This is a genomic window from Roseateles chitinivorans (genome assembly GCF_002761755.1).
Lineage (GTDB): Bacteria > Pseudomonadota > Gammaproteobacteria > Burkholderiales > Burkholderiaceae_C > Roseateles > Roseateles chitinivorans.
Genome location: NZ_PEOG01000047.1, coordinates 1 through 24,683, shown reverse-complemented (window position 1 = coordinate 24,683; position 24,683 = coordinate 1). Strand labels below are relative to the sequence as shown.

Below are 24,683 nucleotides of genomic sequence, written 5' to 3'. Positions count from 1 at the left end.
GTCAATGAGGGGCTTGGCGGGCGGTGTGCGGATAAACCCCGACGCGGCGTTGATGTCGACCGCCGCGGGCCGGCTTACTTGGCCAGCGGCAGCGTGATCGCGTCGATGCGGGCCAGGACCTCTGGCGTCAGCCGGGGCGTGACGGCCAGCGCGCCCAGGTTGTCCTGCAGCTGCGAGCGCTTGCTCGCGCCCAGGATCACCGTGGAGACCCGCGGGTTGCGATTGATCCAGGCGATGGCCAGCTGCGCCAGCGTGCAGCCCAGCTCCTGCGCGATCGTGGCCAGCTCGCCGACGGCGGCGTTGCGCTGCGGCTCCTGCAGCTGCTCGCGCAGCCAGGACATGCTTTCCAGCGCGCCCCGGCTGCCCGCCGGGATGCCGTCGCGGTACTTGCCGGTCAGCAGGCCGGACGCCAGCGGGCTCCAGGTCGTGAGGCCCAGGCCGATGTCCTCGTACAGGCGGGCGTATTCCTTCTCGACGCGCTGGCGGTGGAACAGGTGGTACTGCGGTTGCTCCATCACCGGCTTGTGCAGGTGGTGGCGCTCGGCGATCTCCCAGGCGGCGCGGATCTCGTCGGCGCTCCATTCGCTGGTGCCCCAGTACAGCGCCTTGCCTTGCGTGATCATGTCGCTCATCGCGCGCACCGTTTCCTCGATCGGCGTGTGCGGGTCGGGGCGGTGGCAGTAGACGAGGTCGATCTCGTCCAGGCCGAAGCGCTTGAGCGAGCCATCGATGGCCTGCATCAGGTACTTGCGGTTCAGCGTGTCCTTGTAGTTGACGGTCGTGCCCGACTTGTCGATGCCCCAGTAGAACTTGGTGGAGACGACGTAGGTGTGGCGGCCCCAGCCGAGCTGCTTGATGGCCTGGCCCATGATCTCCTCGCTCTTGCCCAGTGCGTAGGCCTCGGCGTTGTCGAAGAAGTTGATGCCGGCGTCGCGGGCGGCGGCCAGCATCTCGACGGCCGCGCCGGTATCGACCTGGTTGTGGTACGTCACCCAGGAGCCCAGGGACAGTTCGGACACCTGCAGGCCGCTGCGGCCGAGTCGACGGTATTGCATGCGCTTTTCCTCGTGCGTGAGTCGGTGGGGGCGCCCGTGACGCCTTCGCGGGGCGCAAGGGTAGCGGAGGCGGCGCGCGGCGTCAGCGCGGCATGCCGAATGCCCCTGTCCGCCATGACCCAGACCCCGCTGCTGAACCTGATCAAGAAGGACGCGGACGCTTCGCCGGCCGAGTCCGTCGACCACACCCGCCGCCACCTGGTGCGCGGCGCACTGGCCGCCGGCGCGCTGGCGGGATTGCCGCTGGCCGGCTGCGGCGGTGGCGGCGGAGACGATGGCGCGCCGGGCGTCGCGGTCGTCTTCAGCCATGGCGTGGCCAGCGGCGACCCGCTGAGCGACCGCGTCATCCTCTGGACCCGCGTGCTGGCGCAGAACACCACCGACGGGCGCGACCTGCCGGTGACCTGGGAGGTGGCGAGCGACGCCGCGTTCGCCACCCTTGTCGCCAGCGGGGGCGCGACCGCGCGCGCGTCGAGCGACTTCTGCGTCAAGGTGGATGCCGCCGGGCTGCAGCCAGGCACCCGGTACTGGTACCGGTTCAAGGCCTACGGGGCGGTGTCGCCGCCGGGCCGCACGAAGACGCTGCCCGTTGGCGATGTCGCGCGGGTGAAGCTCGCGGTGTTCTCCTGCGCCAACTATCCGACCGGCTACTTCAACGTCTATGCCGAGGCGGTGAAACGCGCGGGCGCCGAGGAGTACGACGTGGCCCTGCACCTGGGCGACTACCTCTACGAATACGGCCCCGGCCAGTACGCCAGCGGCAACGCCCAGGCGTTGGGCCGGGTGGTCGAACCGCAGCAGGAGCTGGTGGCCCTGGCGGACTATCGTCGCCGCCATGCGCAATACCGCGCGGATGCCGACCTGCAACTGCTGCACGCGCGGCTGCCGATGATCGCCGTGTGGGACGACCACGAGATCGCGAACGATGCCTGGCAGGGCGGAGCCCAGAACCACCAGCCCGCCACCGAGGGCGACTTCGCCGCGCGCCGCGCCGCGGCGGCGCAGGCCTGGCATGAGTGGCTGCCGGTGCGCGATGGCGCCGATCCGCTGACGATCTATCGCGGCTTCGACTTCGGCTCGCTGATGGCGCTGCACATGCTGGACACGCGAGTGATCGCGCGCGACGAGCAGCTCGACTATGCGGACTACCTCACCGCCTCGGGCCTGGACAGTGGCCGGTTCCAGGCCGACATGGCCCGCGCCGACCGCACCCTGCTGGGCACGACGCAGGGCCAGTGGCTGCAGGCGCGGATGCAGGCGTCGACCGCGACCTGGCAGGTGCTCGGGCAGCAGGTGCTGATGGGTCGGATGGACATCCCGTCGCCGATCCTGTTCGAGGCCAATGCGCCCGGCACCGGCGTGACGGTGTCGCAGTACGCGGCGATCGTCGCCAAGGCGCAGAACGATCCGGCCAGCCTGACGCCGCAGGAGCAGGCGGTGCTGAATGCGCCGAGCCTGCCGTACAACCTCGACGCGTGGGACGGTTATCCGGTCGCCCGCGAGACGCTGCTGGCCACGGCGCGCCAGCTCGACAAGAACCTGGTCGTGCTGGCGGGCGACACCCACAACGCCTGGGCCAACGACCTGCTGGACGGGGCCGGCCGGCAGGTGGGGGTGGAGTTCGCCACCTCATCGGTGACTTCGCCGGGCTTCGAGGACTATCTCCCGAACGAGAACCCGCAGCAGCTCGCGGCCGCGCTGACGCAGCTGATCGGGCCGCTGGTCTATGCCGACACCTCGCGCCGCGGCTACATGGTCGTCACCGCCACGGCGACCGAGTGCCGCTGCGACTGGATCTTCGTCAGCACCATCCTGAGCCGCGAGTACACGGCGACGGTGGCGCAATCGCTGCGCACTTTGCCGGGCGCGGCGCAGCGCCGGCTGGTCGCAGTGTGATCGGTGCGGGGCGGGTCCGGAAAGCGCCGGCGCTATAGTCGTTCGCAGCCGGCCGCCTGACGCGGCCGGCACCAGTTTTCCCGGGTCGACGTCATGTCCCAAGCTCCAGACTCCGCCGCTCATGCCGCCGCCGCGACCGCGACCGACGCCTTCGACGCCGCCTTCGACGGCCAGGCGCCGCCGCTGCGGCTGGCGGTGATCGGCGCGGGGCCGGCCGGGCTCGCGCTGGCGCTGCTGGCGGCGCGCTACCTGCCGCAGGCGCAGGTCAGCCTCTTCGATGCACGCCCGCTGGAGCGCGATGTCTCCGGCGATCCGCGCACGCTGGCGCTGTCGCTGGGCAGCGTGCAGCTGCTGCAGCGCCTGCGCGTGTGGCCGGCGGCCCAGGCGCAGCCGATCCGCGAGGTCCATGTGAGCCAGGCGCCGCCGACGCTTTCCAGCCCCTGGTTCGGTCCGTCCGGCGAGCCCGAGGTCCGCATCAGCGCCGCCGAGCAGGCGGTGCCGCAACTGGGCGCGGTGCTGGCCTACGGTCAGCTGGTCGCGCCGCTGCAGGCCGCCTGGCAGCAGGCCAGCGCGCTGGAACCGCGGCGACTGATCAGCCGCTTCGGCCAGGCGGTGGACGGCCTCAAGCAGGACCGGCCGGACGAGATCGAGATCGATGCCGGCATCGCCGAGCGTTTCGACCTGGCGGTGGTGGCCGAGGGCGGCGTGTTCTCCGAGCAGGCGCGCAAATCGCTGACGCACGACTACCGGCAGAACGCCTGGGTCGGCACGGTGACGCTGGCGCCGGACAGCCCGGTGGGCGTGGCCTATGAGCGCTTCACCCGGCGTGGGCCGCTGGCGCTGCTGCCGCTGCCCGACCGGGACGGCCAGCGCCGTGCCGCGCTGGTCTGGTGCCAGCCGCGGGACGAGGACGAGGTCGAGGGCCTGAGCGATGCGCAGCGGCTGGCGGTGATCCAGCAGCAGTTGCCGGATCGCGTCGGCCGCCTGCTGGGCATCAGCCCGCTGAAGTGTTTCCCGCTCGGCCTGAATGCCGAGCGCACGCTGGTGGAGGGCCGCCGCATCCGCATCGGCAACGCGGCGCAGACGCTGCATCCGGTGGCGGGGCAGGGCCTGAACCTCGGCCTGCGCGACGCCTTCGCGCTGGTCGAGGCGCTGCGGCGCGATCCGCGGGTGGACCAGGCGCTGCGGCGCGTCGAATGGCAGCGCGCGCCGGACCGCTGGGCGACGATCCTGACCACCGATTTCCTCGCCCGCACCTTCGCCTGGCGCTGGCCGGGACTGCCGGCCGCGCGCGGGCTCGGCCTGGCGGCGCTGCAGGCGCTGCCGCCGCTCAAGCGGGCGCTGGCCGGGCAGATGATGTTCGGCCGCCGCTGAGCCGCCGGCCGCTGTCCTCCCGATGAGCAGTTCCCCAAGCCCGGCGCCCACCGGTGCCGAGCACGCCGACCACGCCGAGCCCGGCACGCGCGCCTACCGTCGCATCGCCTTCGCGCTGTTCCTGGCCGGCTTCACGACCTTCTCGCTGCTGTACAGCGTGCAGCCGCTGCTGCCGCTGTTCGCGGCGGAGTTCCAGGTCGGCGCGGCGACGAGCGCGCTGGCCCTGTCGCTGGCGACCGGTGCGCTTGCCTTCGCGATCCTCTGTGCCGGGGCGCTGTCGGAGAGCATGGACCGCAAGCGGCTGATGTTCGGGTCGATGGCGATGGCCGCGCTGCTGAACCTGATCGCCTCGGTGGTGCCGAGTTGGCGCGGGATGCTGGTCGCACGTGCCCTCGAAGGCCTGGTGCTGGGCGGCGTGCCGGCGGTGGCGATGGCCTACCTGGCCGAGGAGATCCATCCGAAGGGCCTGGGCCGGGCGATGGGCCAGTACGTCGGTGGCACGGCTTTCGGCGGGATGATGGGGCGGGTCGGGGTGAGCATGCTGAGCGACGCCTTCGGCTGGCGGCCGGCGCTGTTCATCGTCAGCGTGCTGGGCCTGCTGGCGGCGATCGGCTTCTGGCTGCTGCTGCCGCCGTCGCGGCATTTCGTGCGCCGCACTGACGTGAAGCTTGCGGAGCACGTCGCCGCGTGGCGCTCGCACCTCACGCATCCGATGCTGCCGCTGCTGTTCGCGATGGGCTTCCTGATGATGGGCATGTTCGTCGCGGTCTACAACTACGCCGGCTTCCGGCTGATGAAGCCGCCGTTCTCGCTGAGCCAGAGCGCGATCGGCCTGATCTTCTGCGCCTACCTCTTCGGCATCGCGGCGTCGGCGACGGCGGGCAGCCTGTCCGACCGCTTCGGCCGCGCGCCGGCGCTGCTGTCGGGCATCGCGCTGGCGGGCGGCGGCGTCGTGCTGACGGCGGCGGGCTGGCTGCCCGCCGTCATCCTGGGCATCGTGCTGCTGACGATCGGCTTCTTCGTCGCGCACTCGGTGAGCAGCGCCTGGGTCGGCGCGCTCGGTGGCCGCAGCAAGGGACATGCGGCCTCGCTGTACCTGCTCGCGTACTACCTCGGCTCGAGCACCCTCGGCGCGATGGGCGGCTGGTTCTGGGACCACGGCGGCTGGGCGGCGCTGAGCGGCTATGCGCTGGCGATGCTGGCGGTGGCGGCGATCACCGCGTGGGTGCTGCGCACGCGCTCGCGCGCCGAGGCTGCTTGAGGCGAGCGCGTCGTTGACGCATGCACCACGTTGGCGAATCGCCACGACACGTCCCACTTGCTGACACGACGCTGAACTTGCCGCTCCGGGTTTGCGAGTACGTAGTCGCATGCGTGCAATCCGACACGCTTCATGCACCATGTTCCGAGAAGGCTGACGCCGTGCGTCCGGCTGTTTGTTGTACCGGCGCTCGAGGGTTGGCGTTCCGACCCCTCATGGACCAGACCATTCGGAGACAAACATGATGTTCAGCGCGCGTTGGATCACCGCTACCGCACTGGCAGCCGCCAGCTTCGCCGCCCTCGCGGCCGACCCGATCAAGATCGGCGTCTCCGGCCCCTTCACCGGCGGCTCGTCGTCGATGGGCGTCAGCATGCGCGACGGTGTGCGATTGGCGGCTCAGGAAATCAACAAGAACGGCGGGGTCTTGGGCCGCCAGATCCAGCTCGTCGAGCGTGACGACGAGGCCAAGAACGAACGCGGCGTCCAGATCGCCCAGGAACTCATCAACCGCGAGAAGGTCGCCGCCACCGTCGGCTTCATCAACACCGGCGTCGCGCTCGCCGCGCAGCGCTTCTATCAGGACGCCAAGATCCCGGTGATGAACAACGTGGCCACCGGCTCGGTGATCACCCAGCAGTTCAAGGACCAGCCCGAGAACTACGTCTTCCGCAACGCCGCCCATGACTCGATCCAGGCGCCGATGATCGTCGAGGAGGCCGTCACCCGCCGCGGCTTCAAGAAGGTCGCCATCCTCGCGGACTCCACCAACTACGGCCAGCTCGGCCGCGCCGACCTGGAGAAGGCGCTCGAACTCAAGGGCATCAAGCCGGTCGCGGTCGAGAAGTTCAACATCAAGGACGTCGACATGACGGCCCAGCTGCTCAAGGCCAAGGAGGCCGGCGCCGAAGTCATCCTGACCTACGGCATCGGCCCCGAGCTCGCGCAGATCGCCAACGGCATGACCAAGCTCGGCTGGAAGGTGCCGATGGTGGGCAGCTGGACACTGTCGATGGCCAACTACATCGACAACGCCGGCCCCGGCGGCGAAGGCGCGCGCATGCCGCAGACCTTCATCCAGGAACCGACCACGCCCAAGCGCCAGTCCTTCATCGTCAACTACCTCAAGACGTTCAACCCGAAGAACAGCCGCATCGACTCGCCGGTGTCGGCCGCGCAGGGCTACGACTCGATCTACCTGCTGGCGGCCGCGATCAAGCAGGCCGGCAGCACCGAGGGCCCGAAGGTCAAGGCCGCGCTCGAAGACCTGCGCGCGCCGGTCGAGGGCGTCGTGACGACCTACAACAAGCCGTTCACCAAGACCGACCACGAGGCCATCACCGCCAACATCCCGGTGTTCGGCGAGGTCAAGGGCCAGCGCGTGGTCTATGCCTACGAGGCCGACTTCAAGGCGGCCTCCGAGGTCAAGGTCAAGGACGTCAACGCCAAGGGCGCGCTGACCCAGAAGAAGTGACCCCCTGAAACGGCCGCCCAGCGCGGCCGTTTTCATGGGCCCTGCGGTCGCGCGTGAACAGCGTGGCCGCGCGGACCGGGCGCCGTCGGACCGACGGCTCCTCGGTCTTCACCGCAGTCCCGGACTCCGTATGCAGATCCTGACCCAACTGGTGTTCAGCGGCATCGCGCTCGGCATGATCTACGCGGTCATCGCCTTCGGTTACCAGCTGACCTTCTCCACCTCCGACACCCTCAACTTCGGCCAGGGCGACGCCCTGATGCTGGGCGCGCTGGTGGGCCTGACGCTGGTCGGGCATGGCGTGAACTACTGGCTGATGATCCCGCTGGTGTGCCTGTTCGGCGCGCTGCAGGGCGCTTTCGTCGAGCGCATCGGCGTGCGGCCGGCCATCAAGATCAAATCGGAGTTCGGCTGGATCATGTCCACGATCGCGCTGGGCATCATCTTCAAGAACGTCGCCGAGAACGTCTGGGGCCGCGACGACCTCAAGTTCCCGTCGCCGCTGCCGGAGGCGCCGATCAAGATCCTCGGCGCCAACGTGCTGCCGATGGAGATCCTGGTCGTCGTCGGCGCGCTGCTGATGATGCTGGCGGTCGAGCTGTTCAACCGCCGCTCCATCTATGGCCGGGCGGTGGTCGCGACCTTCAACGACCGCGACGCCGCCAAGCTGATGGGCATCAACACCGGGCTGGTGATCACCTTCTCGTATGCCCTGTCGTCGCTGACGGCGGCATTCGCGGGCGTGCTGATCGCGCCGCTGACGCTGACCGGCGCCACCATGGGCGCGGTGCTCGGCCTGAAGGCCTTCGCCGTGGCGATCATCGGCGGGCTGACCTCGGGCATGGGCATCATCGTCGGCGGGATCATCCTGGGCATCGCCGAGACGACCACCGGCTTCTATCTCTCCACCGGCTACAAGGACGTGCCGGGCCTGGTGCTGCTGCTGATCGTGCTGGCGCTCAAGCCGGCGGGTCTGTTCGGCAAGACCGCGATCAAGAAGGTCTGAGCCCATGATTGCCAAGATCGATCCGAAGAAGTTCATCGCGGGCGCGGTCGGGATCGTCGCGCTGTTCGCGTTCCCGCTGGTGTCGGGCAATCCGTACTACATCCACCTGGTCGAGACGATCCTGATCTACGCGATCGTGCTGTTCGGGCTGGACATCGTGGTCGGCTACACCGGGCAGGTGTCGCTGGGCCATGCGGGCCTGTTCGGCGTCGGCGCGTACACCGCTGGCGTGCTCGTCATGAAGCTGGGCATGCCGGTGTATGTGACGCTGCCGGCCGCAGTGGCGCTGACGGCGGCTTTCGGCGCGCTGCTGGCGCTGCCGGCGCTGCGCGTGACAGGCCCCTACCTGGCGATGGTGACGCTGGCCTTCGGCACCATCATCCAGATCCTGATCAACGAGATGGACTTCCTGACCAATGGGCCGATGGGCATCACGCTGACCAAGCCCAAGCTGATGGGGCACGTGATGACGGAGGACGAGTACTACTGGCTGGTCGCCACGCTGCTGCTGGCGTCGCTGGTGTTCGTGCACCGCGTGCTGCGCTCGCACCTCGGACGCGCCTTCGAGGCGCTGCGCGGCAGCCCGGTCGCGTCGGACTGCATGGGCGTCTCGGTGTATCGCTACAAGGTCTACGCGTTCGTGATCAGCGCGGGGCTCGCAGGCCTGGCCGGCGGGCTGTATGCGTATTCCGAGCAGTACATCTCGCCCAATACCTACAACTTCGAGCTGACGGTGCTCTTCCTGCTGGCCATCATCATGGGCGGCCGCAAGACCCGCACCGGCGCCTTGCTGGGCGCGGCGATCATCGTGCTGCTGCCCAAGCTGCTCGACGACCTGCAGCTGTTCCGCTACGTGTCGGTGATCTTCGCGATCCTCGTGGTGGCGGTGACGGTGGTGGCGTTCCGGCGCGGCAAGGTGACGGCGGCGCAGGCGGCGATCCCGGTCGTCGGCAGCATCGCGCTGGCGGGCCTGTCCTTCGTGCTGGAGACGATGACGGACTGGCGGCTGTCGGTCTTCGGGCTGATCACCTTGTTCGTCGTCTATTACCTGCAGGACGGCATCGTCGGCTTCGTCCGCAACGCGCTGCACATCAAGGCCAAGCCGGTGGGCGAGGGCGGTCCGGTCGGCGCGAAGCCCGCGGACGCGATCGCCGCGGCCGGCGCGGCGGGCGGCAGCGACGAGGTGCTGATCGACGCGCGCGGCGTGCTGATGCAGTTCGGCGGCCTGAAGGCGCTGAACAACGTCGACCTGCAGGTGCGCCGCGGCACGATCCACGGCCTGATCGGCCCGAACGGCTCGGGCAAGAGCACGATGATGAATGTGCTGACCGGCATCTACGTGCCGACGGCGGGCGAGCTGAAATTCGTCGATCGCTCGCTCGTGGGCCGGACCTCGGCGGACATCGCGTTGTCGGGCATCGCACGGACCTTCCAGAACGTGCAGCTGTTCGGCGAGATGAGCGCGCTGCACAACGTGATGGTGGCGCTGCATCACAGCTTCGGCAGCAACCTGGTGCAGGTCGCGCTGCACTCGCCGCGCTACAACGCGGAGGATGCCCAAGCCCGCGCGCGGGCCCTGGGCCTGCTGGAGTTCGTCGGGCTGGGCGAGCTGGCGTTCGAGGAGGCGCGCAACCTGCCCTACGGCAAGCAGCGGTTGCTGGAGATCGCGCGGGCGCTGGCGCTCGATCCGCGCCTGCTGCTGCTGGACGAGCCGGCGGCCGGGCTGACGGCGCCGGACATCAAGGAGCTGATGCGCATCATCGGCAAGATCCGCGACCATGGCATCACGGTGATCCTGATCGAGCACCACATGGACGTGGTGATGGGCATCTGCGACGTGGTGTCGGTGCTGGACTTCGGCCAGAAGATCGCCGAGGGCAAGCCCGCGCAGGTGCAGGCCGATCCGAAGGTGATCGAGGCCTACCTCGGCGGCCAGCCGGCCTGAGCGCGGAGTGGAACCAACATGCTCAAGATCGATCAACTGCATGCCGGCTACGGCAAGGTCGAAGTGCTGCACGGCATCTCGGTGGAGGTGCCCCAAGGCAAGGTGGTCACGCTGATCGGCTCCAACGGGGCCGGCAAGACGACGACGATGCGCGCGGTGTCGGGGATGATCGCGCCCAGCTCCGGGCAGATCACCCTCAACGGCAAGCGCATCGACGGCCTGGAGTCGTACCACATCGCTCGGTTGGGGCTGGCGCATTCGCCGGAGGGACGGCGCGTGTTCGCCACGATGAGCGTCACCGACAACCTGCGCCTGGGCGCCTTCCCGCGCTATACCGGCGCGCGGCCGAAGGGCGATGTCGACGCGGACCTCGAGAAGGCGATGGAACTCTTCCCGCGCCTGAAGGAGCGGCGCCAGCAGCTCGCGGGCACGCTCTCCGGCGGCGAGCAGCAGATGCTGGCGATGGCGCGCGCGACCATGCTCAACCCGGAGGTCGTGCTGCTGGATGAGCCCTCGATGGGATTGGCGCCGATCCTGGTGGACGAGGTGTTCCGCATCATCGAGCGGCTGAAGGCGCAGGGCGTGACGATGCTGCTGGTGGAGCAGTTCGCCGCGGCCGCGCTGGCGGTGGCGGACTACGGCTATGTGCTGGAGAACGGCCGCATCTCGCTGCACGGTCCGGCCGAGAAGCTGCGCACCGACCCGGCGGTGAAGGCGGCCTACCTGGGCGGCGGGCATTGACGCCGGCCCCGAGGCGCCCGCCCGACCCGCACGACCACTTCGATCGGGCATCGAGCGCCTCCAAGCAGCTGGAATCGCTGCGATGTCCATTGCGAATGCAGGAGTGCGGCGCGCTGACGCGATGCCTAGAGTGACGGCCTCGCCCCGCTCCGGGGCTTCTCCTCCAGCGAGGTGCAGTCATGACGAACGCTTCCCATCGCGAGCCTGATCGACCGCCGGTCGAGGCTTGGCAGGCGCAGGGCCTCTATCCGTTCTCCCGCGACCCGGAGACCGCGGTCGAGGTCCTGGAGCGCCAGCTCTTCGACCAGGCGGCGTGGCACCTGTCCCGCTTCCATCCGGTGTTTCGCACGCTGGCGCCGGAAGCGGTCGCCCTGCAATTCCGGTTGCTGAGGCAGGCGGTCGAATGCGGCCCGGAGGAACTCCAGAAGCTGTTGACCGAGGTGCTCAACCTGCCGGCGGAGGATCGCCAGATGATGGCGGAACTGCTGAAGGACGTGTCGCTGTCGTCGGTGATCCGGGAGTCGCATGTCGTGACGCAGCGACTCCAGCTGCTCGATGGGCTGGAGACGATCCTGTTCGACAAGCAGCTCCAACCGCATGTGAAGGAACGCGGCGAGCTGCACCGGATCGTTGCGCGTAACCCATGGATCTTTGGCGACGAGTTCGCGCTTTCGGTCGACAACCGATCGCTCACGGAAGTCCTGCGCAAGCATCTGAAGATGCTGGGTTCGGATATCCAGATCGCCGAGTCGATCGAAGGTCCGGATCAAAGGCGATCCATCATCGACCTGATGTTCTCGCGCGCCACGCGTCGTTATCAGCCTTCCACGCTCGAACATCTCGTGGTCGAGCTCAAGGCGCCGCGCGTCAAGATCTCGGAGGAGCAGATCAACCAGATCAATCGCTATGCCTTGCGCGTGGCCCGGGATGAACGCTTCCGCTCGGTCAACGTGGAGTGGTCCTTCTGGTTGGTCGGGCGGGAAATCGAGAAGGACGCACGAGAAATTGCGGAGATCGAGCGCGAACTGCACCTCCCGTTCAATTTCTCAGTTCGAGTCAGGACCTGGTCGCAGTTGATCGACGAGAACCGATCGCGCCTCCAATTTCTCCAGGAAAACCTCGACTACAAGGCGAGTCGGCAGACGGGGCTGAAGCATCTTCAACGTCGCTATCCCGATTGCCTGGGAGAGGTCGTCCAAAGCGCACATGAACCGCAGGGGACCTATGCGCGTGGCGGATCTTGAGTGGCGGGGCGGTGAGGCCACCCCGCCACTGTTGATCAGACGAACATCCCGCCCGACGCCTCGACCCGCTGCGCGTTGACCCAGCGGTTGTCGTCCGACAGCAGCGAGGCGACGACCGGCCCGATGTCGTCCGGCAGGCCGACGCGGCCCAGCGCGGTGACCGAGGCGACGAAGGCGTTGACCTCCGCGTTGTCGCGCACCGTGCCGCCACCAAAGTCGGTCTCGATCGCGCCAGGCGCCAGCGTGTTCACGCGGATGCCGCGCGCGCCGAATTCCTTGGCCATGTAGCGCGTCATCACCTCGATCCCGCCCTTCATCGTCGCGTACGCCCCATAGCCGGGCAGGGCGAAGCGCGCCAGGCCGCTGGACACGTTCAGCACGCTGCCGCCGTCGTTGATCAGAGGCAGCAGCGTCTGCGTCAGGAAGAACGGGCCCTTCAGATGCACGCGCATCAGTTCGTCGAACTGGGCCTCGGAGGTGTCGGCCAGCGGCGCATGCACGCCCATGCCGGCGTTGTTGACCAGGTGGTCGAAGCGCTCGCGCTGCCACTGCTGCTGGAGCGTCTGCTTCAGCGCCTGGGCGAAGGCCGGGAAGCTGCCGCTGTTCCCCACGTCGAGCGGCAATGCCGCTGCGCGGCCGCCCAGTTGGCGGATCTCGTCGACGACCGCCTGCGCCTCGGCCTGCTGGCTGCGGTAGGTCACGATGCTGTCGATGCCGCGGCGGGCCAGGTGCACGGCGGCGTTGCGGCCCAGTCCGCGGCTGCCGCCGGTGATCAGGGCGATCCGGGAAGCGGTGGAAGTGGAAGAGGTGGGGGTCGTCATGGTGAGCTCCTGTTGGCGTCGGTGAATCGGATGTAGGAACTCTATTGATCGATTGCTGTCGTATAAATCGTCCTAGACTGATTTGACCGTTCACGTGAGGCGAACAAATGAGCGATGCCGTTCTCCGCTTGCCGACTTCTCCGCCGCCCTCGATCGAGACGCTCCAGGTCTTCGTCCGCGTCGCGGAACTGGCCAGCTTCACCCAGGCGGCGCAGAGCCTGGGCCTGCCCAAGGCCAGCGCTTCCACCGCCGTGCAGCGGCTCGAGGCCAGCCTGGGCACGCGGCTCTTCCATCGCACGACGCGGCGGGTGCAGCTGACGCAGGACGGGCAGGCTTGCTATGAGCGCTGCAAGGACCTGCTGGCCGACCTCGACGACATGCAGACCATGTTCCAGCCGGCCGCGAGCGGCCTGCGCGGGCGGCTCCGCGTGGACATGCCGATGCGGATCGCGCAGGACCTCGTCGTGCCGCGATTGCCGGAGTTCCTCGCGGCGCACCCCGGGCTGGAGATCGAGCTCAGCAGCACCGACCGCCGTGTCGATCTCGTGCGCGAGGGCTTCGACTGCGTGCTGCGGGTCGGACCGCTCAGCGACTCCACCCTCGTGGCCAGGCCGCTGGGCGCGCTGGCGATGGCCAATCTCGCCAGTGCGGGATACATCGCCGAGTTCGGCATGCCGGAGTCCCTCGAGGACCTGGCCCGCCACCGGCTCGTCCAGTACGTGACGACGCTGGGCCAGCGCTGCCCCGGCTTCGAATGGTGCGACGACGCCGGCGCGACGCACTTCGTGCCGATGACCGGCGCGTTGACGGTGAGCGATTCGGGCTCCTATGCGGCCGCCTGCCTGGCGGGACTGGGCCTCACGCAAGTGCCGCGGCACGGCATCGAGGCGGAGGTGCTGGACGGCCGGCTGGTGGAGGTGCTGCCGCGCTTCCGGCCCGCGCCGATGCCGGTGCACCTGCTCTACGCGCACCGGCGCCAGTTGCCGCGGCGGGTGCAGGCCTTCATGCAGTGGCTGGCCGACCTGCTGGCGCCGCGGCTGTTGCCGCTATCCTCTGCCTCCTCGGCACCCACCTCCTGAACCGCCTTGCGTTCCGATTCCGCCCTGGACCCGCAGTCCGCGCTCTCCCAGCAAGCCCGCGCCCTGCTCGCCGCCGGCGATGCCGCCGCGGCGCAGCCGCTCGGCGAGGAGTGGCTGCTGCTGGCGCTCGAGCAGGCGGACGAGGCGCAGCAGGCCCAGGCGCTGCTGCACCTGGCGCGCTGCGATCGCGCGCTGCATCGACCGGGCGACGCGCGCGGCCGCAGTGAACTGGCGGCCCGGCTGTTCCGTCAGCAAGGCGATGCGTCCGGCGAGGCCGGGGCGCTGTCGGTGCTGGCGCACAGCGCATCGCTGGCGGGGCATCACGAGGAGGCGATCGAGGCGGCGCTGCTGGGATTGCGGCTCGCGCAGCTGCGGGGTGACGGCGCGGCGCTGGTGCTGGCGCTGGAGGATCTGGGCGCCTGCCATGTGTGGGCGCGCAACTTCGACAAGGCGGCCGAGGTGCTGCGCCAGGCCGCCGACGCGGCCAATGCCTGCAAGCCGAGGCTCAGCCCGCTGACGGCCTGCCTGTGGCTGGCGATGGGCTCGCTGCTGGCCTATGCCGGCGAGCGGGAACAGCGCGGGCAGCTGCCGCCGCTGGGGCCGCTCGAGGGGCACCTCATCAACGCGCGGCATCTGCTGGCCGAAGGCGATGCGGAAGCGCAGTGCTGGTGGACGCTGATGCAGACGATGGCGCAGATCTGGAAAGGCGCTTCGGCATTCGCGCAGCCGGAACTGCAGCAGGCCTTGGCCCAGTTGCCGGCGCAGGAGCGGCATTGGCTCGCCTCGCTGGCGGGCTGGGTGCAGGCCGAACTGGCCTGGGCGCGGCGGCTGTGGCCGCAGGCGCGGCGGGCCGCGGCGCAGCTGGTGACCGAGGCCGACCTGGTCCAGCACGAGCCCCTGGCCCAGCTGGGCGAGCTGATCGCCAGCCAGATCGAGGAACAGCAAGGGCAGCCGCAACGCGCGCTGCAGCGCCTGCGCGCGCTGCGGGAGCGCGAGGCGCGGGTCCGGATCGCCAGCCTCGCGAGCCGCGAGGCCACGGTGCAATGGCAGCTCGATGCGCGTCGCAGCGAGCGCGACCGGGTGCAACTCGCCAGCGAGGCGCAGCGGCTGGAGAAGCTGTCGATGGAGGATCCGCTGACGGAGCTGGCCAATCGCCGCAGCTTCGAGGATCACGCGCGCGCGCAGCTTGCAGCCGGCGGCGTGGTGAGTCTGGCGTTGATCGACGTCGACCACTTCAAGCAGGTGAACGACCGGCACTCGCACCTGGTCGGGGACCAGGTGCTGAGCCAGATCGCGCGGTTGATGCGACAGCATGTGCGGGAGCACGACGTGGCGGCGCGCCTGGCGGGCGACGAGTTCGTGCTGCTGCTGCGCGGCGCGACCGAGGAAGTCGCGCAGCAGGCTTGCCGTCGCCTGGACGAGGCGGTGCGCCGGCACGACTGGAATGCGGTGTCCGACGGCCTGCGTGTGAGCATCAGCATCGGCGCCGCGCAGCGGCAGGAAGGCGACACGCTGGAGACCTTGATGGCGCGCAGCGACGCGGCGATGTATGCCGCCAAGCGGGAGCGCCAGGGCGCTGCGGTTCGGCTCACCGACGAGAGCGAGGGCGAAGGCGACTCGCCCGACTGAACCTGCGGAGACGCGCGTGTTCATCGGGGTCGTGAGCCGACTGCCTCGATACATAAGAACGTGCGTGATTGTTTCGCCGAAATCGCGCCGTGAGTGAAGGTCGACCCGTTCGACCCGAGCCTGACTGCCGCTCCCGAAAATGGATCGTTACGTCGGACGAGGGCGCCCCACCATTGGACTTGCCAGCACGCCTGATCGCCGCGGCGGAGCGCGTCGGCGTGCGGCTGTTCTGACCTGCGGGTCTTCAGTGCCCCTGCTCCCGCGCCCGCCTGAGCAGCAGCTCCCGCTCCCGCGCATTGGCGGTCATCGCGGCGGCGCGCTCGAATTCCTCTTTCGCTTCGGCATTGCGTCCCAGCTTGGCGAGCAGATCCGCACGCACGCTCGGCAGCCACGGGTACTGCTTCAGCGCCGGCTCCTCCATCAGCCGGTCGACGATCTCCAGGCCGACCGCCGGCCCGAAGGCCATCGACAGCGCCACCGCCCGGTTCAGTTCCACCACGGGCGACGGCTGCCGGATCGCTAGCACCTCGTAGAGCGCGGCGATGCGCGGCCAGTCGGTGTCCTCGGCGCGCCGGGCCCGCGCATGGCAGGCCGCTATCGCCGCCTGCAGCGCATAGGGGCCCGGACCCTCGCCGTCATCCGCCTCGGCGGCCAAGCGCTCGGCGGTCGCCAGCGCCGCCAGGCCGCGCTCGATCGATCCCTGGTCCCAGGTCGACCGGTCCTGCTCCAGCAGCAGCACCGGCTGCCCCTGCGCATCGACCCGCGCCGAAGCCCGCGAGGCCTGCAGTTCCATCAAGGCCAGCAGCCCATGGACCTCGCCCTCGCGCGGCGCCAGCCGCACCAGCATCCGCGCCAGCCGCAGCGCCTCGTCGCAGAGGTCCTGCCGGATCCAGCGCTCGCCGCTGGTGGCCGCATAGCCCTCGTTGAAGATCAGGTAGAGCACCTCCAGCACCGCCGTCAATCGGCCGGTCAAGGCCTCGCCGCGCGGCAGCTCGAAGGGCACGTTCGCCTCGCCCAGGGTGCGCTTGGCGCGGACCAGCCGCTGTGCCACCGTGGGCTCCGACTGCAGGTAGGCGCGAGCGATCTCGCCGGTCGTCAGGCCGGCCACCATCTTCAGCGTCAGCGCCACCCGCGCCTCCAGCCCCAGCACCGGGTGGCAGGCGCAGAACATCAGCCGCAGCACGTCGTCGCCGATCTCGCGCGCGGCGCGCTCGTCATCCAGGTCGTCGACGAAGTCGGGCACGATCATCGCCTCGCGCGCATCGAGCTCATGCCCCAGCTGCTCCAGCTTGTCGCCGCTCAGCTTCACATGGCGAAGCCGGTCCAGCGCCCGGTGCTTGGCGGTGGTCATCAACCAGGCCGCCGGCTTGTCGGGCAGGCCTTGCCGCGGCCAGGTCTCCAGCGCGGCGACCAGCGCGTCCTGCGCCAGCTCCTCGGCCAGCGGCACGTCGCGGGTCAGCCGTGACAGGGCACCGATGATCTTGGCGGACTCCTGCCGCCAGACGGTGGTGATCGCGCGATGGGTCTCGTCGGTCATGCGCGCGATCGTACGGCCTGGGCGGCGGGGATGCCGCTCCGCATGCCGCGTGTGGGGTCGGGCAGTGCCCGCCGGGACTCAGGCGCCCGGGAACTGGGTGATGTCCATGTACATCAGCTCCCAGATGTGTCCATCCGGGTCGGCATAGGCCTGGGAGTACATGAAGCCCATGTCCTGCGGCTCGCGCGGCACGGTGCCGCCAGCGGCCCTGGCCTTGGCGATCAGCTCGTCCACCTGCGCCTTGCTGTCGCAGGACAGGCAGGTCAGGACCTCGGTCGTGGTGTGCGCGTCCGAGATCTTGCGCGGCGTGAAGGTCTGGAAGAACTCCTCGACCAGCAGCATCGCGTAGATGTCGTCCGAGATGACCATCGACAGCGCCTGCTCGTTGGAGAACTGCGGGTTGAATTCGTAGCCCATCGCGCTGTAGAAGCGCTTGCTGCGCTCGACGTCCTTGACGGGCAGGTTCACGAAGATTTGCTTGTGGCGCATGGCGGCACTCCTGAAGGGAGGTGAAGGGGGCGAGCCCGAGCGGATGAGGAAGCGGTCGCATCGTGCCCTCCGGATGGCGGCGCTCCGGTCCCTCCGGAGCGTCCACACTGGCACGACGGCCCAGGCCCGTCGGTTTCGACAGGCCCGGACGCGATCAGCGAAAAAAAGCGGGGGCGACCGGTCCGGAAGCGGACGGGCCGACGAGGCCTCAGGCCTTCGATTCCTCGTAGCAGGGCACCAGCGAGCGCACTTCCACCGTGCACCATTCGGCCGCCGGGCACTCGCGAGCGATGGCGAGCGCCTCCTCGCGGGTCTTCACGTTCAGCCAGAAGAAGCCACCGACCATCTCCTTGGCCTCGGCGAAGGGGCCGTCGACCGTCGTCATGCGGCCATCGCGCCTGGCGACGCGGGTGGCGCCGTTGACCGATTGCAGCGACTGCGCCGCCTGCAGCAGGCCCTGCGCCTGCAGCTGGCCGGCGAAGGCGGTCATGCGGGCATAGGCCTCGCGGCCCTCTTCCGGCGTGCGCGCCTCGCGTTGGCCGACAGGTTCGTTGATCAGCAGGATGTAGCTCATGCGGGTCTCCGTTGGGATGCGGGCGAAATGCCGGGGAGGCGAATCAGCGGGCTATTGGACACCATGGACCGGATGTCCAGCCGAAGGTCAGGGGCATCGGCCGTCGATCCGTCCGGCCGGCTGTCGATCCGTCGTTTCCCCGGGCGGCTGGCCGTCGACCGCTTCCTACACTGCGCCCCATGACTTCCGCCCCGTCCCGACCGCTCTGGCGCGATGCCCGTCGCCTGCGTGCCTCCTGGCACGCCTGGATCAGCAACGAGGTCCAGCCCAGCGGTCCCGCATGGATGCAATGGATCTGGACCCTGGTCTTCTGCGCCGCGCTGGCGGCCGGCTTCACGTTGCTGGGGTTCGTCATGAACTACCGGTATCTCAACTGGTTCGACCTGCGCCAGTGGGGATGGTGGTACGGCAAGAACCTGACGGTCTGCCTCACGATCGGCGTGGTCATCCAGATCCTGTTCGCGATCCTGACGCCGCGCCTGGGCGGCCGCGCCCGCATCCGCCAGTGGAGCGACTGGCGCCGGACGCTGTTCTTCTCCGGCATCCCCATCCTCGGCACCGTGATCGGCTGGCTGCCCGGCATGTGGCTCGCGGGGCTGACCTCGTGGGTCCGGCTGGACTGGTCGCAGGGCGGCAAGGTCCTGGGCATCACCTCGGCGCTGTCGCTGGGCATCACCTTCGTGCTGCATCACTGGTTCGCGTCGAAGAACCGGCAGCTCAAGGCCGAGCGCCGCGCCACCGAGGCCCAGCTGCGCCTGCTGCAGGGACAGATCGAGCCGCACTTCCTGTTCAACACGCTGGCCAACGTCCACTCGCTGATCGATTACGACGCGGCCAAGGCCAAGGACATGCTGGGCGCCTTCACCGCCTACCTGCGCGCCTCGCTTGGCGGCCTGCGGCGCGAGACCGGTCCGCTGGACGACGAGCTCGCGCTGGCCGAGGCCTACCTGACGGTGCTGCGCACCCGCATGGAGGACCGGCTGCGCTTCGAGATCCAGGCCACGCCCGAGGCCCGCGCGGTGATGCTGCCGCCGATGCTGCTGCAGCCGCTGGTCGAGAACGCGGTGCACCACGGCCTGGAGCCCAAGATCGACGGCGGCACGGTGCGCGTCGATGCGGCGCTGCATGCCGCCTTCCTGGTCATCGAGGTGCGGGACGACGGCGTCGGACCGGGCGCTTCGCGCCGCGCGGGCAACGGCATCGCCTTGTCCAACCTGCGCGAGCGGCTGATGACCCATTACGGCGATCGCGCTTCGCTGAGCCTGGTCGCCGCCGATCCCGGTTGCCTGGTGACGCTGCGCGTGCCGCTGGACGTCTGAACGCCAGCACGGCGCCGCCTCTGCACCCAATACCGTCCGGCAATCTCCGAGCTGCCTTTCTCGCCTGCTTGCCTGCCTCTGCTTTCGCCCTTCCTTCGCTCTGCCAATTGCCTTTCCGACCATGACCGCACCCACCGCGCTGATCGCCGACGACGAACCCCACCTGGCCCGCGCGCTCGCCGCGCAGCTGGCCGCCGTCTGGCCCGAGCTGAACATCGTCCACGTTGCCCGCAACGGCTCGGAAGCGGCCGAGCGGATCGCCGCATTGCGGCCGGACCTGGCCTTCCTCGACATCCAGATGCCGGGCCTGACCGGCCTGGAGGTGGCCGAGGGCATCGAGGGCACGACGCGCGTGGTCTTCGTCACCGCCTATGACCAGTACGCGGTGCAGGCCTTCGAGCAGGAAGCGATCGACTACGTGCTCAAGCCGGTGGAGCCGGAGCGGCTGGGTCGCACGGTCGAGCGCATCCGGCGCGCGTTGGCGAAGCCGGAGGGCGGCAGCGGCGCGGAGCTCGATGCGCGACTGCTGGCGGCGCTTCGGACGCTGCAGGCGCCGGCGGGCGGCGCGGCCCGGCCCGCCGGGCCCTTGCGCTGGGTCCGCGCGACGCAGGGCGAGTTGATGCACCAGGTCTGCGTCGACGAGGTGCTGTTCTTCCGCGCCGACGACAAGTACACCTGCGTCCAGACCGCCGAGGCCGAGTACCTGATCCGCACGCCGATCCACGAGCTGGTCGCGCAGCTGGACGGCGAGCGCTTCTGGCAGGTGCATCGCTCGACCATCGTCAACCTGGATCACGTCGCCGGCACCCGGCGCGACGAACTCAGCCGCTTGTTCGTCCGCCTGCGCGGCCATGCGAGCGAGCTGCCGGTCAGCCGGGCCTACGTCCACCTGTTCCGATCGATGTGAGCCGCGGGGCGCTCATCGCGCCCGTGATTGAGCGACGGCCGCTTGCCCGTCATCGGCGCCGCCTACACTGCCGGCCTCATGCAGCTCGATCCCCGCTCGATCACCGTCATGACCGCGCTGATGGCGGCGGTCCTGGGGGCGGTGCTGCTCGGCGTGCGGCGCAACTGCCCGCCGACGATCCAGGGCCTGCTGCCCTGGTCGCTGGCGCCGATGACCTGCGCCGGGGCCGCCGGCGTCTATGCGCTGCAGGGGTGGTGGCCCGAGTTCGCCGTCGCGCAGACCGGCAACGCGCTGCTGCTGGCCGGCTGCGGGCTGTTCTATTTCGGCTCGCAGCGCTTCTTCGGCCGGCGGGTGACCTGGCGGCTGTGGGGCGGAATCGCGCTGCTCAGCCTGGCGGTGCTGACCTGGTTCCTGGTCCGGCCGGACTACCGCGTGCGCATGGTCGTGTTCACCGGGACGATGACGGCCTGCGTGCTGGCGCATGCGCGGCTGGTCCTGCGTGACGGCCGTGGCTTCGCGGCGCGCCTGATCGCGGGCACGCTGCTGCTGCAGGCCATCGTGCTGGTCGGCCGCGGCCTGGCGAGCTTCTGGGTGGACGGGGCGCAGTCCTCGCGCTTCGCGACGACGACGGTGCAGACCAGCTACATCGCCAGCTACTGCTTCAGCGTGCTGCTGCTGAGCGTGGGCGTGCTGCTGATGGCCAGCGAGCGGGTGCGGGAGGAGTTCGAGCTGCTCGCCACCCGCGACGCGCTGACCGGTGCGCTGACCCGCCGCGCGGTGCTGCAGGCTGGCGGCGAGGAATTCGACCGCTGGCGCCGCTATGGCCAGCCGGTGTCGCTGGTGCTGCTGGACATCGACCACTTCAAGCAGGTCAATGACCGGTACGGCCACCAGGCCGGCGACCGCGTGCTGGCCGGCGCGGTGGCGGCGATGCGCGGGGAACTGCGGGTGAACGACCGCCTCGGTCGTTATGGCGGCGAGGAGTTCGTGATCCTGCTGCCGTCCACCGATGCCGAGGCGGCGCGGGCCTCGGCCGAACGCGTGCGCGTCGCACTGGCCGCGCATGCGCCGGAGCCGGGCATCCCGCCCTGCACGGCCAGCCTGGGCCTGGCATGGGCGCAGCCCGGGGACACCAGCCTGGACGCGCTGCTCGCGCGCGCCGACGAGGCGCTCTATCGCGCCAAGGCCAACGGGCGCAACCGGGTGGCGTGAGGCGCGGCGGTCGCGCGGCGCCCGTCGCGGTCCGCGCTGACGGCGCTCACTTGAAGAACCAGTAGCCCACCAGGATCGCGCCGACCAGGCCCACCGCGTCCGCGAGCAGGCCGCAGCTCAGCGCGTAGCGCGTCTTCTTGATGTTGACGCTGCCGAAGTAGACGGCCAGCACGTAGAAGGTGGTTTCGGTCGAGCCCTGGATGATCGCGGCGAGCTTGCCTTCGAAGCTGTCCACGCCGTAGGTCTTGAGCACGTCCACCATCAGGCCGCGCGCGCCGCTGCCCGACAGCGTCTTCATCAGCCCGACCGGCAGCGCCGGCACGAAATCGGTCGGCAGGCCCAGCGCGGCCACGCCCGCGGCGATGCCCTGGACGACGAAGTCCATGCAGCCCGTCGTGCGGAACACGGAGATCGCCACCAGGATCGCGATCAGGTAGGGAATGATCTGGACCGCGACGCCGAAGCCTTCCTTGGCGCCTTCGACGAAAGCCTCGTAGACGTTGATGCGGCGCCAGGCGCCGACCGCGATGAACATCACGATGATGCTCAGGATCACGCCGCTGCCCAGCAGCCCGATGTACCTGGACATCAGCTCCGGCGGATAGCTGTGCAGCCAGCCGAAGACGGCGGCCATGATCGCGATGAAGCCGCCGACGAACACCAGCACCGGTGCGCTGAACAGGTTGATGCGCTGCACCCAGGCCACCGCGACCAGGCCGGACATGAAGGAGATGAAGGTCGCGATCAGCGTGGGCAGGAAGATGTCGGCCGCGTTGAAGCCGACCAGGCCCTGGTCCACCGCCATCGCCTGGCGGATCGCGATCACCGAGGTCGGGATCAGCGTGATGCCGGCGGTGTTCAGCACCAGGAACATGATCATCGCGTTGCTGGCGGTGTCCTTGTGCGGATTGAGCTCCTGCAACTCCTTCATCGCCTTCAGGCCCAGCGGCGTGGCGGCGTTGTCCAGCCCCAGCATGTTGGCCGAGAAGTTCATCACCATCGAGCCGCCGGCCGGATGGCCGCGCGGCACCTCGGGAAAGATCCTCGCGAAGAACGGTCCCATCGCGCGGGCGAAGAGCTGGATCACGCCGGCGGTCTCGCCGACCTTCATCAGGCCCAGCCACAGGCTCATGACGCCGACCAGGCCGAGCGAGATGTCGAAGCCGGTCTTGGCGGTGTCGAAGATGCCGGTGAGCACCTGGGTGAAGATGGTCAGGTCGCCCTGGAACAGCCGCGCCAGCGCGACCGCGAAGCCGATCAGGAAGAACCCGATCCAGATGAAGTTCAGCACCATGGGCGCGGATTATTCCGGTCCGCGACGCGGCCGCGCGCGTAGGACGCCAGGTGTTGCGGGAATGCGAGCATCACGATCTGGCGGGCGGTCATAACCCGACCGCCGATCCGTGGATGGCCGGAAGCGCTGGCGGCCGCCTAGCCTTCCTCCAGGAAGCGGTCCCGCACCTCCAGCACCTGCGGCAGCACCCCGATGAACAGCTCCACCAGCGCGGGGTCGAAGTGCCGGCCGGCCTGCGCGCGCAGGTGCGCGACCGCCTGCTCGACCGGCCAGGCCGGCTTGTAGGGCCGGATGCTGGTCAGCGCGTCGAAGACATCGGCGATCGCGACGATGCGGGCGTCCTGGGGAATCGATTCGCCGGCCAGTCCCTCGGGATAGCCGCTGCCGTCCCATTTCTCGTGGTGGGCCAGCGCGATGCGCCGCGCCATGCCGAGCAGGCCGGTCGTCTGGTCGCCCAGGATCTCGGCGCCGATGGCGGGATGGCGGCGCATCACCATCCATTCCGCCTCGGTCAGCGGGCCGGGCTTCTGCAGGATCGCGTCCGGGATGCCGAGCTTGCCGACGTCATGCATCGGCGCCGCATGCAGCAGGTCGTCGGCGTCCTGATCGGTCCAGCCGGCCGCCAGCGCCAGCAGCTGGGCATAGTGGCTCATCCGCACGACGTGCCAGCCGGTCTCGTTGTCCTTGTATTCGGCCGCGCGGCCCAGGCGCTGCACGATCTGCAGCCGGGTCTCGCGCAGTTCGTCCGCGCGCACCAGCGACAGGTGGGTGCGCACCCGCGCCCGCACCACCGGCGGGCTGACCGGCTTGGCGATGTAGTCGACGGCACCCGCCTCGAAGCCCTCGGTCTCGTCGCTGGTGTCGGCCAGCGCGGTGACGAAGATCACCGGCGTGCGCCGGGTCGCCGGCTGCGACTTGAGCACGCGGCAGACATCCAGCCCGGAGAGCCCCGGCATCATGATGTCCAGCAGGATCAGCTGCGGCGCCTCGCTCCTCGCGAGCTCCAGGGCCTTCTGGCCGTCGCGGGCGAACAGCAGCCGGTAGTCGTCCTGCAGCACATGCCGCAGCACCTGCAGGTTGGCCGGCTCGTCGTCGACCAGCAGCAGCTTGGGCCGGTGATCGGCGTTCACGACAGCTCCTCCGGGACGTTCGGCATGCTCAGCCGGGTGCGCAGCGACTGCAGCAGCAGCAAGGCGGCGTCGAAGTCGAAGTCATCGAGCGCGCGCGTCAGCGGCCCCAGCGCCTCCGCGCCGAAGGCCAGGCGCAGCGCGGCCAGCGACTCGTCGTCGAGCTCGCTGCGCTTGAGCGCGGCCGCGAGGCGGTCCACCAGCAGCTTCTTTCCCCGGAGGTCGCGCGCGGCCGCTTCGGCCGGCGGATCGGCGGGCATCGGCATTGGCGCGCTCGCGGCGAAGCCCGAGGGCCGGCCGTCCAGTTCCGCCACCGCGTCGAGCGTGTCCTGGAGCGTCAGCGCCAGGGTGTCGACCAGCGCCATCAGGTCATCTTCCCGCCCCAGCCGCAGCGCCGTCTCGACCGGCTGCGCGGCGGCGAGCAGCCGTGGCATCGCCAGGCTGCCGGCGACGCCGCGCCAGCGGTGCACCAGCCCGCGCAATTCGATCCACTGCCGCGCCTGCGTCAGCTGATGCAGCCGCGCGACGCCTTCCCGCTGTTCCTCGGCGAAGCGGCGCAGGCCGCGTTGCCACGCGGTGACGCTGCCCCACAGTCGCAATCCTTGCTGCCAGTCGAGCGGCTCGACCTCGCCGCCCGCCAGGCGCGCGTCGGCCGCATGGCGTGTCGACGGCGCCGGACCGGCCGAGGCGCCGCGGACC

Annotated in this window: 21 protein-coding genes; 13 read left to right on the top strand and 8 right to left on the bottom strand. The window is 69.7% G+C overall.

The window, feature by feature from the left end; all coding sequences use genetic code 11:
- Window positions 1–74: 74 nt before the first annotated feature.
- Window positions 75–1,055, bottom strand: coding sequence for a potassium channel beta subunit family protein (locus CS062_RS16840; protein ID WP_099862751.1), 981 nt, complete (start codon window positions 1,053–1,055; stop codon window positions 75–77).
- 114 nt (window positions 1,056–1,169) lie between these two features.
- On the opposite strand from CS062_RS16840, the gene CS062_RS16835 reads away from it, so the two are divergent.
- From CS062_RS16835 to CS062_RS16800, 8 genes are all read left to right on the top strand, one after another.
- Window positions 1,170–2,951 (top strand): alkaline phosphatase D family protein, encoded by a 1,782-nt coding sequence (locus CS062_RS16835; protein WP_099862768.1) that lies wholly within the window; start codon window positions 1,170–1,172, stop codon window positions 2,949–2,951.
- 93 nt (window positions 2,952–3,044) lie between these two features.
- Entirely contained in the window at window positions 3,045–4,325 is a 1,281-nt protein-coding gene (locus CS062_RS16830; protein WP_099862750.1) for an FAD-dependent monooxygenase, read from the top strand.
- Window positions 4,326–4,347: 22 nt separating this feature from the next.
- Window positions 4,348–5,586, top strand: coding sequence for an MFS transporter (locus CS062_RS16825; protein WP_099862749.1), 1,239 nt, complete (start codon window positions 4,348–4,350; stop codon window positions 5,584–5,586).
- A 241-nt stretch (window positions 5,587–5,827) separates the two neighbouring features.
- Window positions 5,828–7,060, top strand: coding sequence for an ABC transporter substrate-binding protein (locus tag CS062_RS16820; RefSeq protein WP_099862748.1), 1,233 nt, complete (start codon window positions 5,828–5,830; stop codon window positions 7,058–7,060).
- A gap of 130 nt (window positions 7,061–7,190) precedes the next feature.
- The gene (locus CS062_RS16815; RefSeq protein ID WP_099862747.1) at window positions 7,191–8,066 is read left to right on the top strand and encodes a branched-chain amino acid ABC transporter permease; all 876 of its coding nucleotides are present in this window, start codon (window positions 7,191–7,193) and stop codon (window positions 8,064–8,066) included.
- A gap of 16 nt (window positions 8,067–8,082) precedes the next feature.
- The gene (locus tag CS062_RS16810; protein WP_199174270.1) at window positions 8,083–10,011 is read left to right on the top strand and encodes a branched-chain amino acid ABC transporter ATP-binding protein/permease; all 1,929 of its coding nucleotides are present in this window, start codon (window positions 8,083–8,085) and stop codon (window positions 10,009–10,011) included.
- An 18-nt stretch (window positions 10,012–10,029) separates the two neighbouring features.
- On the top strand, window positions 10,030–10,752 hold the full coding sequence (locus CS062_RS16805) for an ABC transporter ATP-binding protein (RefSeq protein ID WP_099862745.1): 723 nt from the start codon (window positions 10,030–10,032) through the stop codon (window positions 10,750–10,752).
- A 179-nt stretch (window positions 10,753–10,931) separates the two neighbouring features.
- Window positions 10,932–11,996: a histidine kinase gene (locus CS062_RS16800; protein ID WP_099862744.1), complete on the top strand. Its 1,065-nt coding sequence runs from the start codon at window positions 10,932–10,934 to the stop codon at window positions 11,994–11,996.
- Window positions 11,997–12,031: 35 nt separating this feature from the next.
- Here the strand turns inward: CS062_RS16800 and CS062_RS16795 are convergent, their stop codons facing one another.
- The gene (locus CS062_RS16795; protein WP_099862743.1) at window positions 12,032–12,817 is read right to left on the bottom strand and encodes an SDR family NAD(P)-dependent oxidoreductase; all 786 of its coding nucleotides are present in this window, start codon (window positions 12,815–12,817) and stop codon (window positions 12,032–12,034) included.
- A 107-nt stretch (window positions 12,818–12,924) separates the two neighbouring features.
- Between CS062_RS16795 and CS062_RS16790 the strand changes: the two genes are divergently transcribed.
- Window positions 12,925–13,896: a LysR family transcriptional regulator gene (locus CS062_RS16790; protein WP_099862742.1), complete on the top strand. Its 972-nt coding sequence runs from the start codon at window positions 12,925–12,927 to the stop codon at window positions 13,894–13,896.
- Window positions 13,897–13,902: 6 nt separating this feature from the next.
- Window positions 13,903–15,525, top strand: coding sequence for a diguanylate cyclase (locus tag CS062_RS16785; RefSeq protein ID WP_099862741.1), 1,623 nt, complete (start codon window positions 13,903–13,905; stop codon window positions 15,523–15,525).
- 244 nt (window positions 15,526–15,769) lie between these two features.
- On the opposite strand, the gene CS062_RS16780 is transcribed toward CS062_RS16785, so the two are convergent.
- The 3 genes from CS062_RS16780 to CS062_RS16770 form a co-directional block, all read right to left on the bottom strand.
- Window positions 15,770–17,062, bottom strand: a complete 1,293-nt coding sequence (locus tag CS062_RS16780) for an RNA polymerase sigma factor (RefSeq protein ID WP_099862740.1) — start codon at window positions 17,060–17,062, stop codon at window positions 15,770–15,772.
- A gap of 78 nt (window positions 17,063–17,140) precedes the next feature.
- A complete protein-coding gene (locus CS062_RS16775) occupies window positions 17,141–17,551 on the bottom strand; it encodes a VOC family protein (protein ID WP_099862739.1) in 411 nt (136 codons plus the stop codon).
- Between the two features lie 208 nt (window positions 17,552–17,759).
- Entirely contained in the window at window positions 17,760–18,125 is a 366-nt protein-coding gene (locus CS062_RS16770; protein ID WP_099862738.1) for a YciI family protein, read from the bottom strand.
- Window positions 18,126–18,304: 179 nt separating this feature from the next.
- Between CS062_RS16770 and CS062_RS16765 the strand changes: the two genes are divergently transcribed.
- From CS062_RS16765 to CS062_RS16755, 3 genes are all read left to right on the top strand, one after another.
- The gene (locus CS062_RS16765) at window positions 18,305–19,444 is read left to right on the top strand and encodes a sensor histidine kinase (protein WP_233218103.1); all 1,140 of its coding nucleotides are present in this window, start codon (window positions 18,305–18,307) and stop codon (window positions 19,442–19,444) included.
- Between the two features lie 121 nt (window positions 19,445–19,565).
- On the top strand, window positions 19,566–20,351 hold the full coding sequence (locus CS062_RS16760; RefSeq protein WP_099862736.1) for a LytR/AlgR family response regulator transcription factor: 786 nt from the start codon (window positions 19,566–19,568) through the stop codon (window positions 20,349–20,351).
- A gap of 78 nt (window positions 20,352–20,429) precedes the next feature.
- Entirely contained in the window at window positions 20,430–21,563 is a 1,134-nt protein-coding gene (locus tag CS062_RS16755) for a GGDEF domain-containing protein (protein WP_099862767.1), read from the top strand.
- A gap of 46 nt (window positions 21,564–21,609) precedes the next feature.
- On the opposite strand, the gene CS062_RS16750 is transcribed toward CS062_RS16755, so the two are convergent.
- The 3 genes from CS062_RS16750 to CS062_RS16740 form a co-directional block, all read right to left on the bottom strand.
- Window positions 21,610–22,857 carry a nucleoside recognition domain-containing protein gene (locus CS062_RS16750; RefSeq protein ID WP_099862735.1) on the bottom strand — a complete coding sequence of 416 codons (1,248 nt, stop codon included), beginning with the start codon at window positions 22,855–22,857 and terminating at the stop codon, window positions 21,610–21,612.
- Window positions 22,858–22,994: 137 nt separating this feature from the next.
- Window positions 22,995–23,987, bottom strand: a complete 993-nt coding sequence (locus tag CS062_RS16745) for an HD-GYP domain-containing protein (RefSeq protein ID WP_099862734.1) — start codon at window positions 23,985–23,987, stop codon at window positions 22,995–22,997.
- Window positions 23,984–24,683, bottom strand: a 700-nt coding sequence (locus CS062_RS16740) for an Hpt domain-containing protein (protein WP_143742382.1), incomplete at its 5' end; no start/stop codon positions are given. The genes CS062_RS16740 and CS062_RS16745, both read right to left, overlap by 4 nt.

Coding starts and splice junctions, on each gene's coding strand:
- CS062_RS16780 (WP_099862740.1), bottom strand. CDS start 17,062: ATGACCGACGAGACCCATCGCGCGATCACCACCGTCTGGCGGCAGGAG.
- CS062_RS16840 (WP_099862751.1), bottom strand. CDS start 1,055: ATGCAATACCGTCGACTCGGCCGCAGCGGCCTGCAGGTGTCCGAACTG.
- CS062_RS16830 (WP_099862750.1), top strand. CDS start 3,045: ATGTCCCAAGCTCCAGACTCCGCCGCTCATGCCGCCGCCGCGACCGCG.
- CS062_RS16815 (WP_099862747.1), top strand. CDS start 7,191: ATGCAGATCCTGACCCAACTGGTGTTCAGCGGCATCGCGCTCGGCATG.
- CS062_RS16790 (WP_099862742.1), top strand. CDS start 12,925: ATGAGCGATGCCGTTCTCCGCTTGCCGACTTCTCCGCCGCCCTCGATC.
- CS062_RS16770 (WP_099862738.1), bottom strand. CDS start 18,125: ATGAGCTACATCCTGCTGATCAACGAACCTGTCGGCCAACGCGAGGCG.
- CS062_RS16835 (WP_099862768.1), top strand. CDS start 1,170: ATGACCCAGACCCCGCTGCTGAACCTGATCAAGAAGGACGCGGACGCT.
- CS062_RS16825 (WP_099862749.1), top strand. CDS start 4,348: ATGAGCAGTTCCCCAAGCCCGGCGCCCACCGGTGCCGAGCACGCCGAC.
- CS062_RS16795 (WP_099862743.1), bottom strand. CDS start 12,817: ATGACGACCCCCACCTCTTCCACTTCCACCGCTTCCCGGATCGCCCTG.
- CS062_RS16765 (WP_233218103.1), top strand. CDS start 18,305: ATGACTTCCGCCCCGTCCCGACCGCTCTGGCGCGATGCCCGTCGCCTG.
- CS062_RS16775 (WP_099862739.1), bottom strand. CDS start 17,551: ATGCGCCACAAGCAAATCTTCGTGAACCTGCCCGTCAAGGACGTCGAG.
- CS062_RS16750 (WP_099862735.1), bottom strand. CDS start 22,857: ATGGTGCTGAACTTCATCTGGATCGGGTTCTTCCTGATCGGCTTCGCG.
- CS062_RS16755 (WP_099862767.1), top strand. CDS start 20,430: ATGCAGCTCGATCCCCGCTCGATCACCGTCATGACCGCGCTGATGGCG.
- CS062_RS16800 (WP_099862744.1), top strand. CDS start 10,932: ATGACGAACGCTTCCCATCGCGAGCCTGATCGACCGCCGGTCGAGGCT.
- CS062_RS16760 (WP_099862736.1), top strand. CDS start 19,566: ATGACCGCACCCACCGCGCTGATCGCCGACGACGAACCCCACCTGGCC.
- CS062_RS16820 (WP_099862748.1), top strand. CDS start 5,828: ATGATGTTCAGCGCGCGTTGGATCACCGCTACCGCACTGGCAGCCGCC.
- CS062_RS16805 (WP_099862745.1), top strand. CDS start 10,030: ATGCTCAAGATCGATCAACTGCATGCCGGCTACGGCAAGGTCGAAGTG.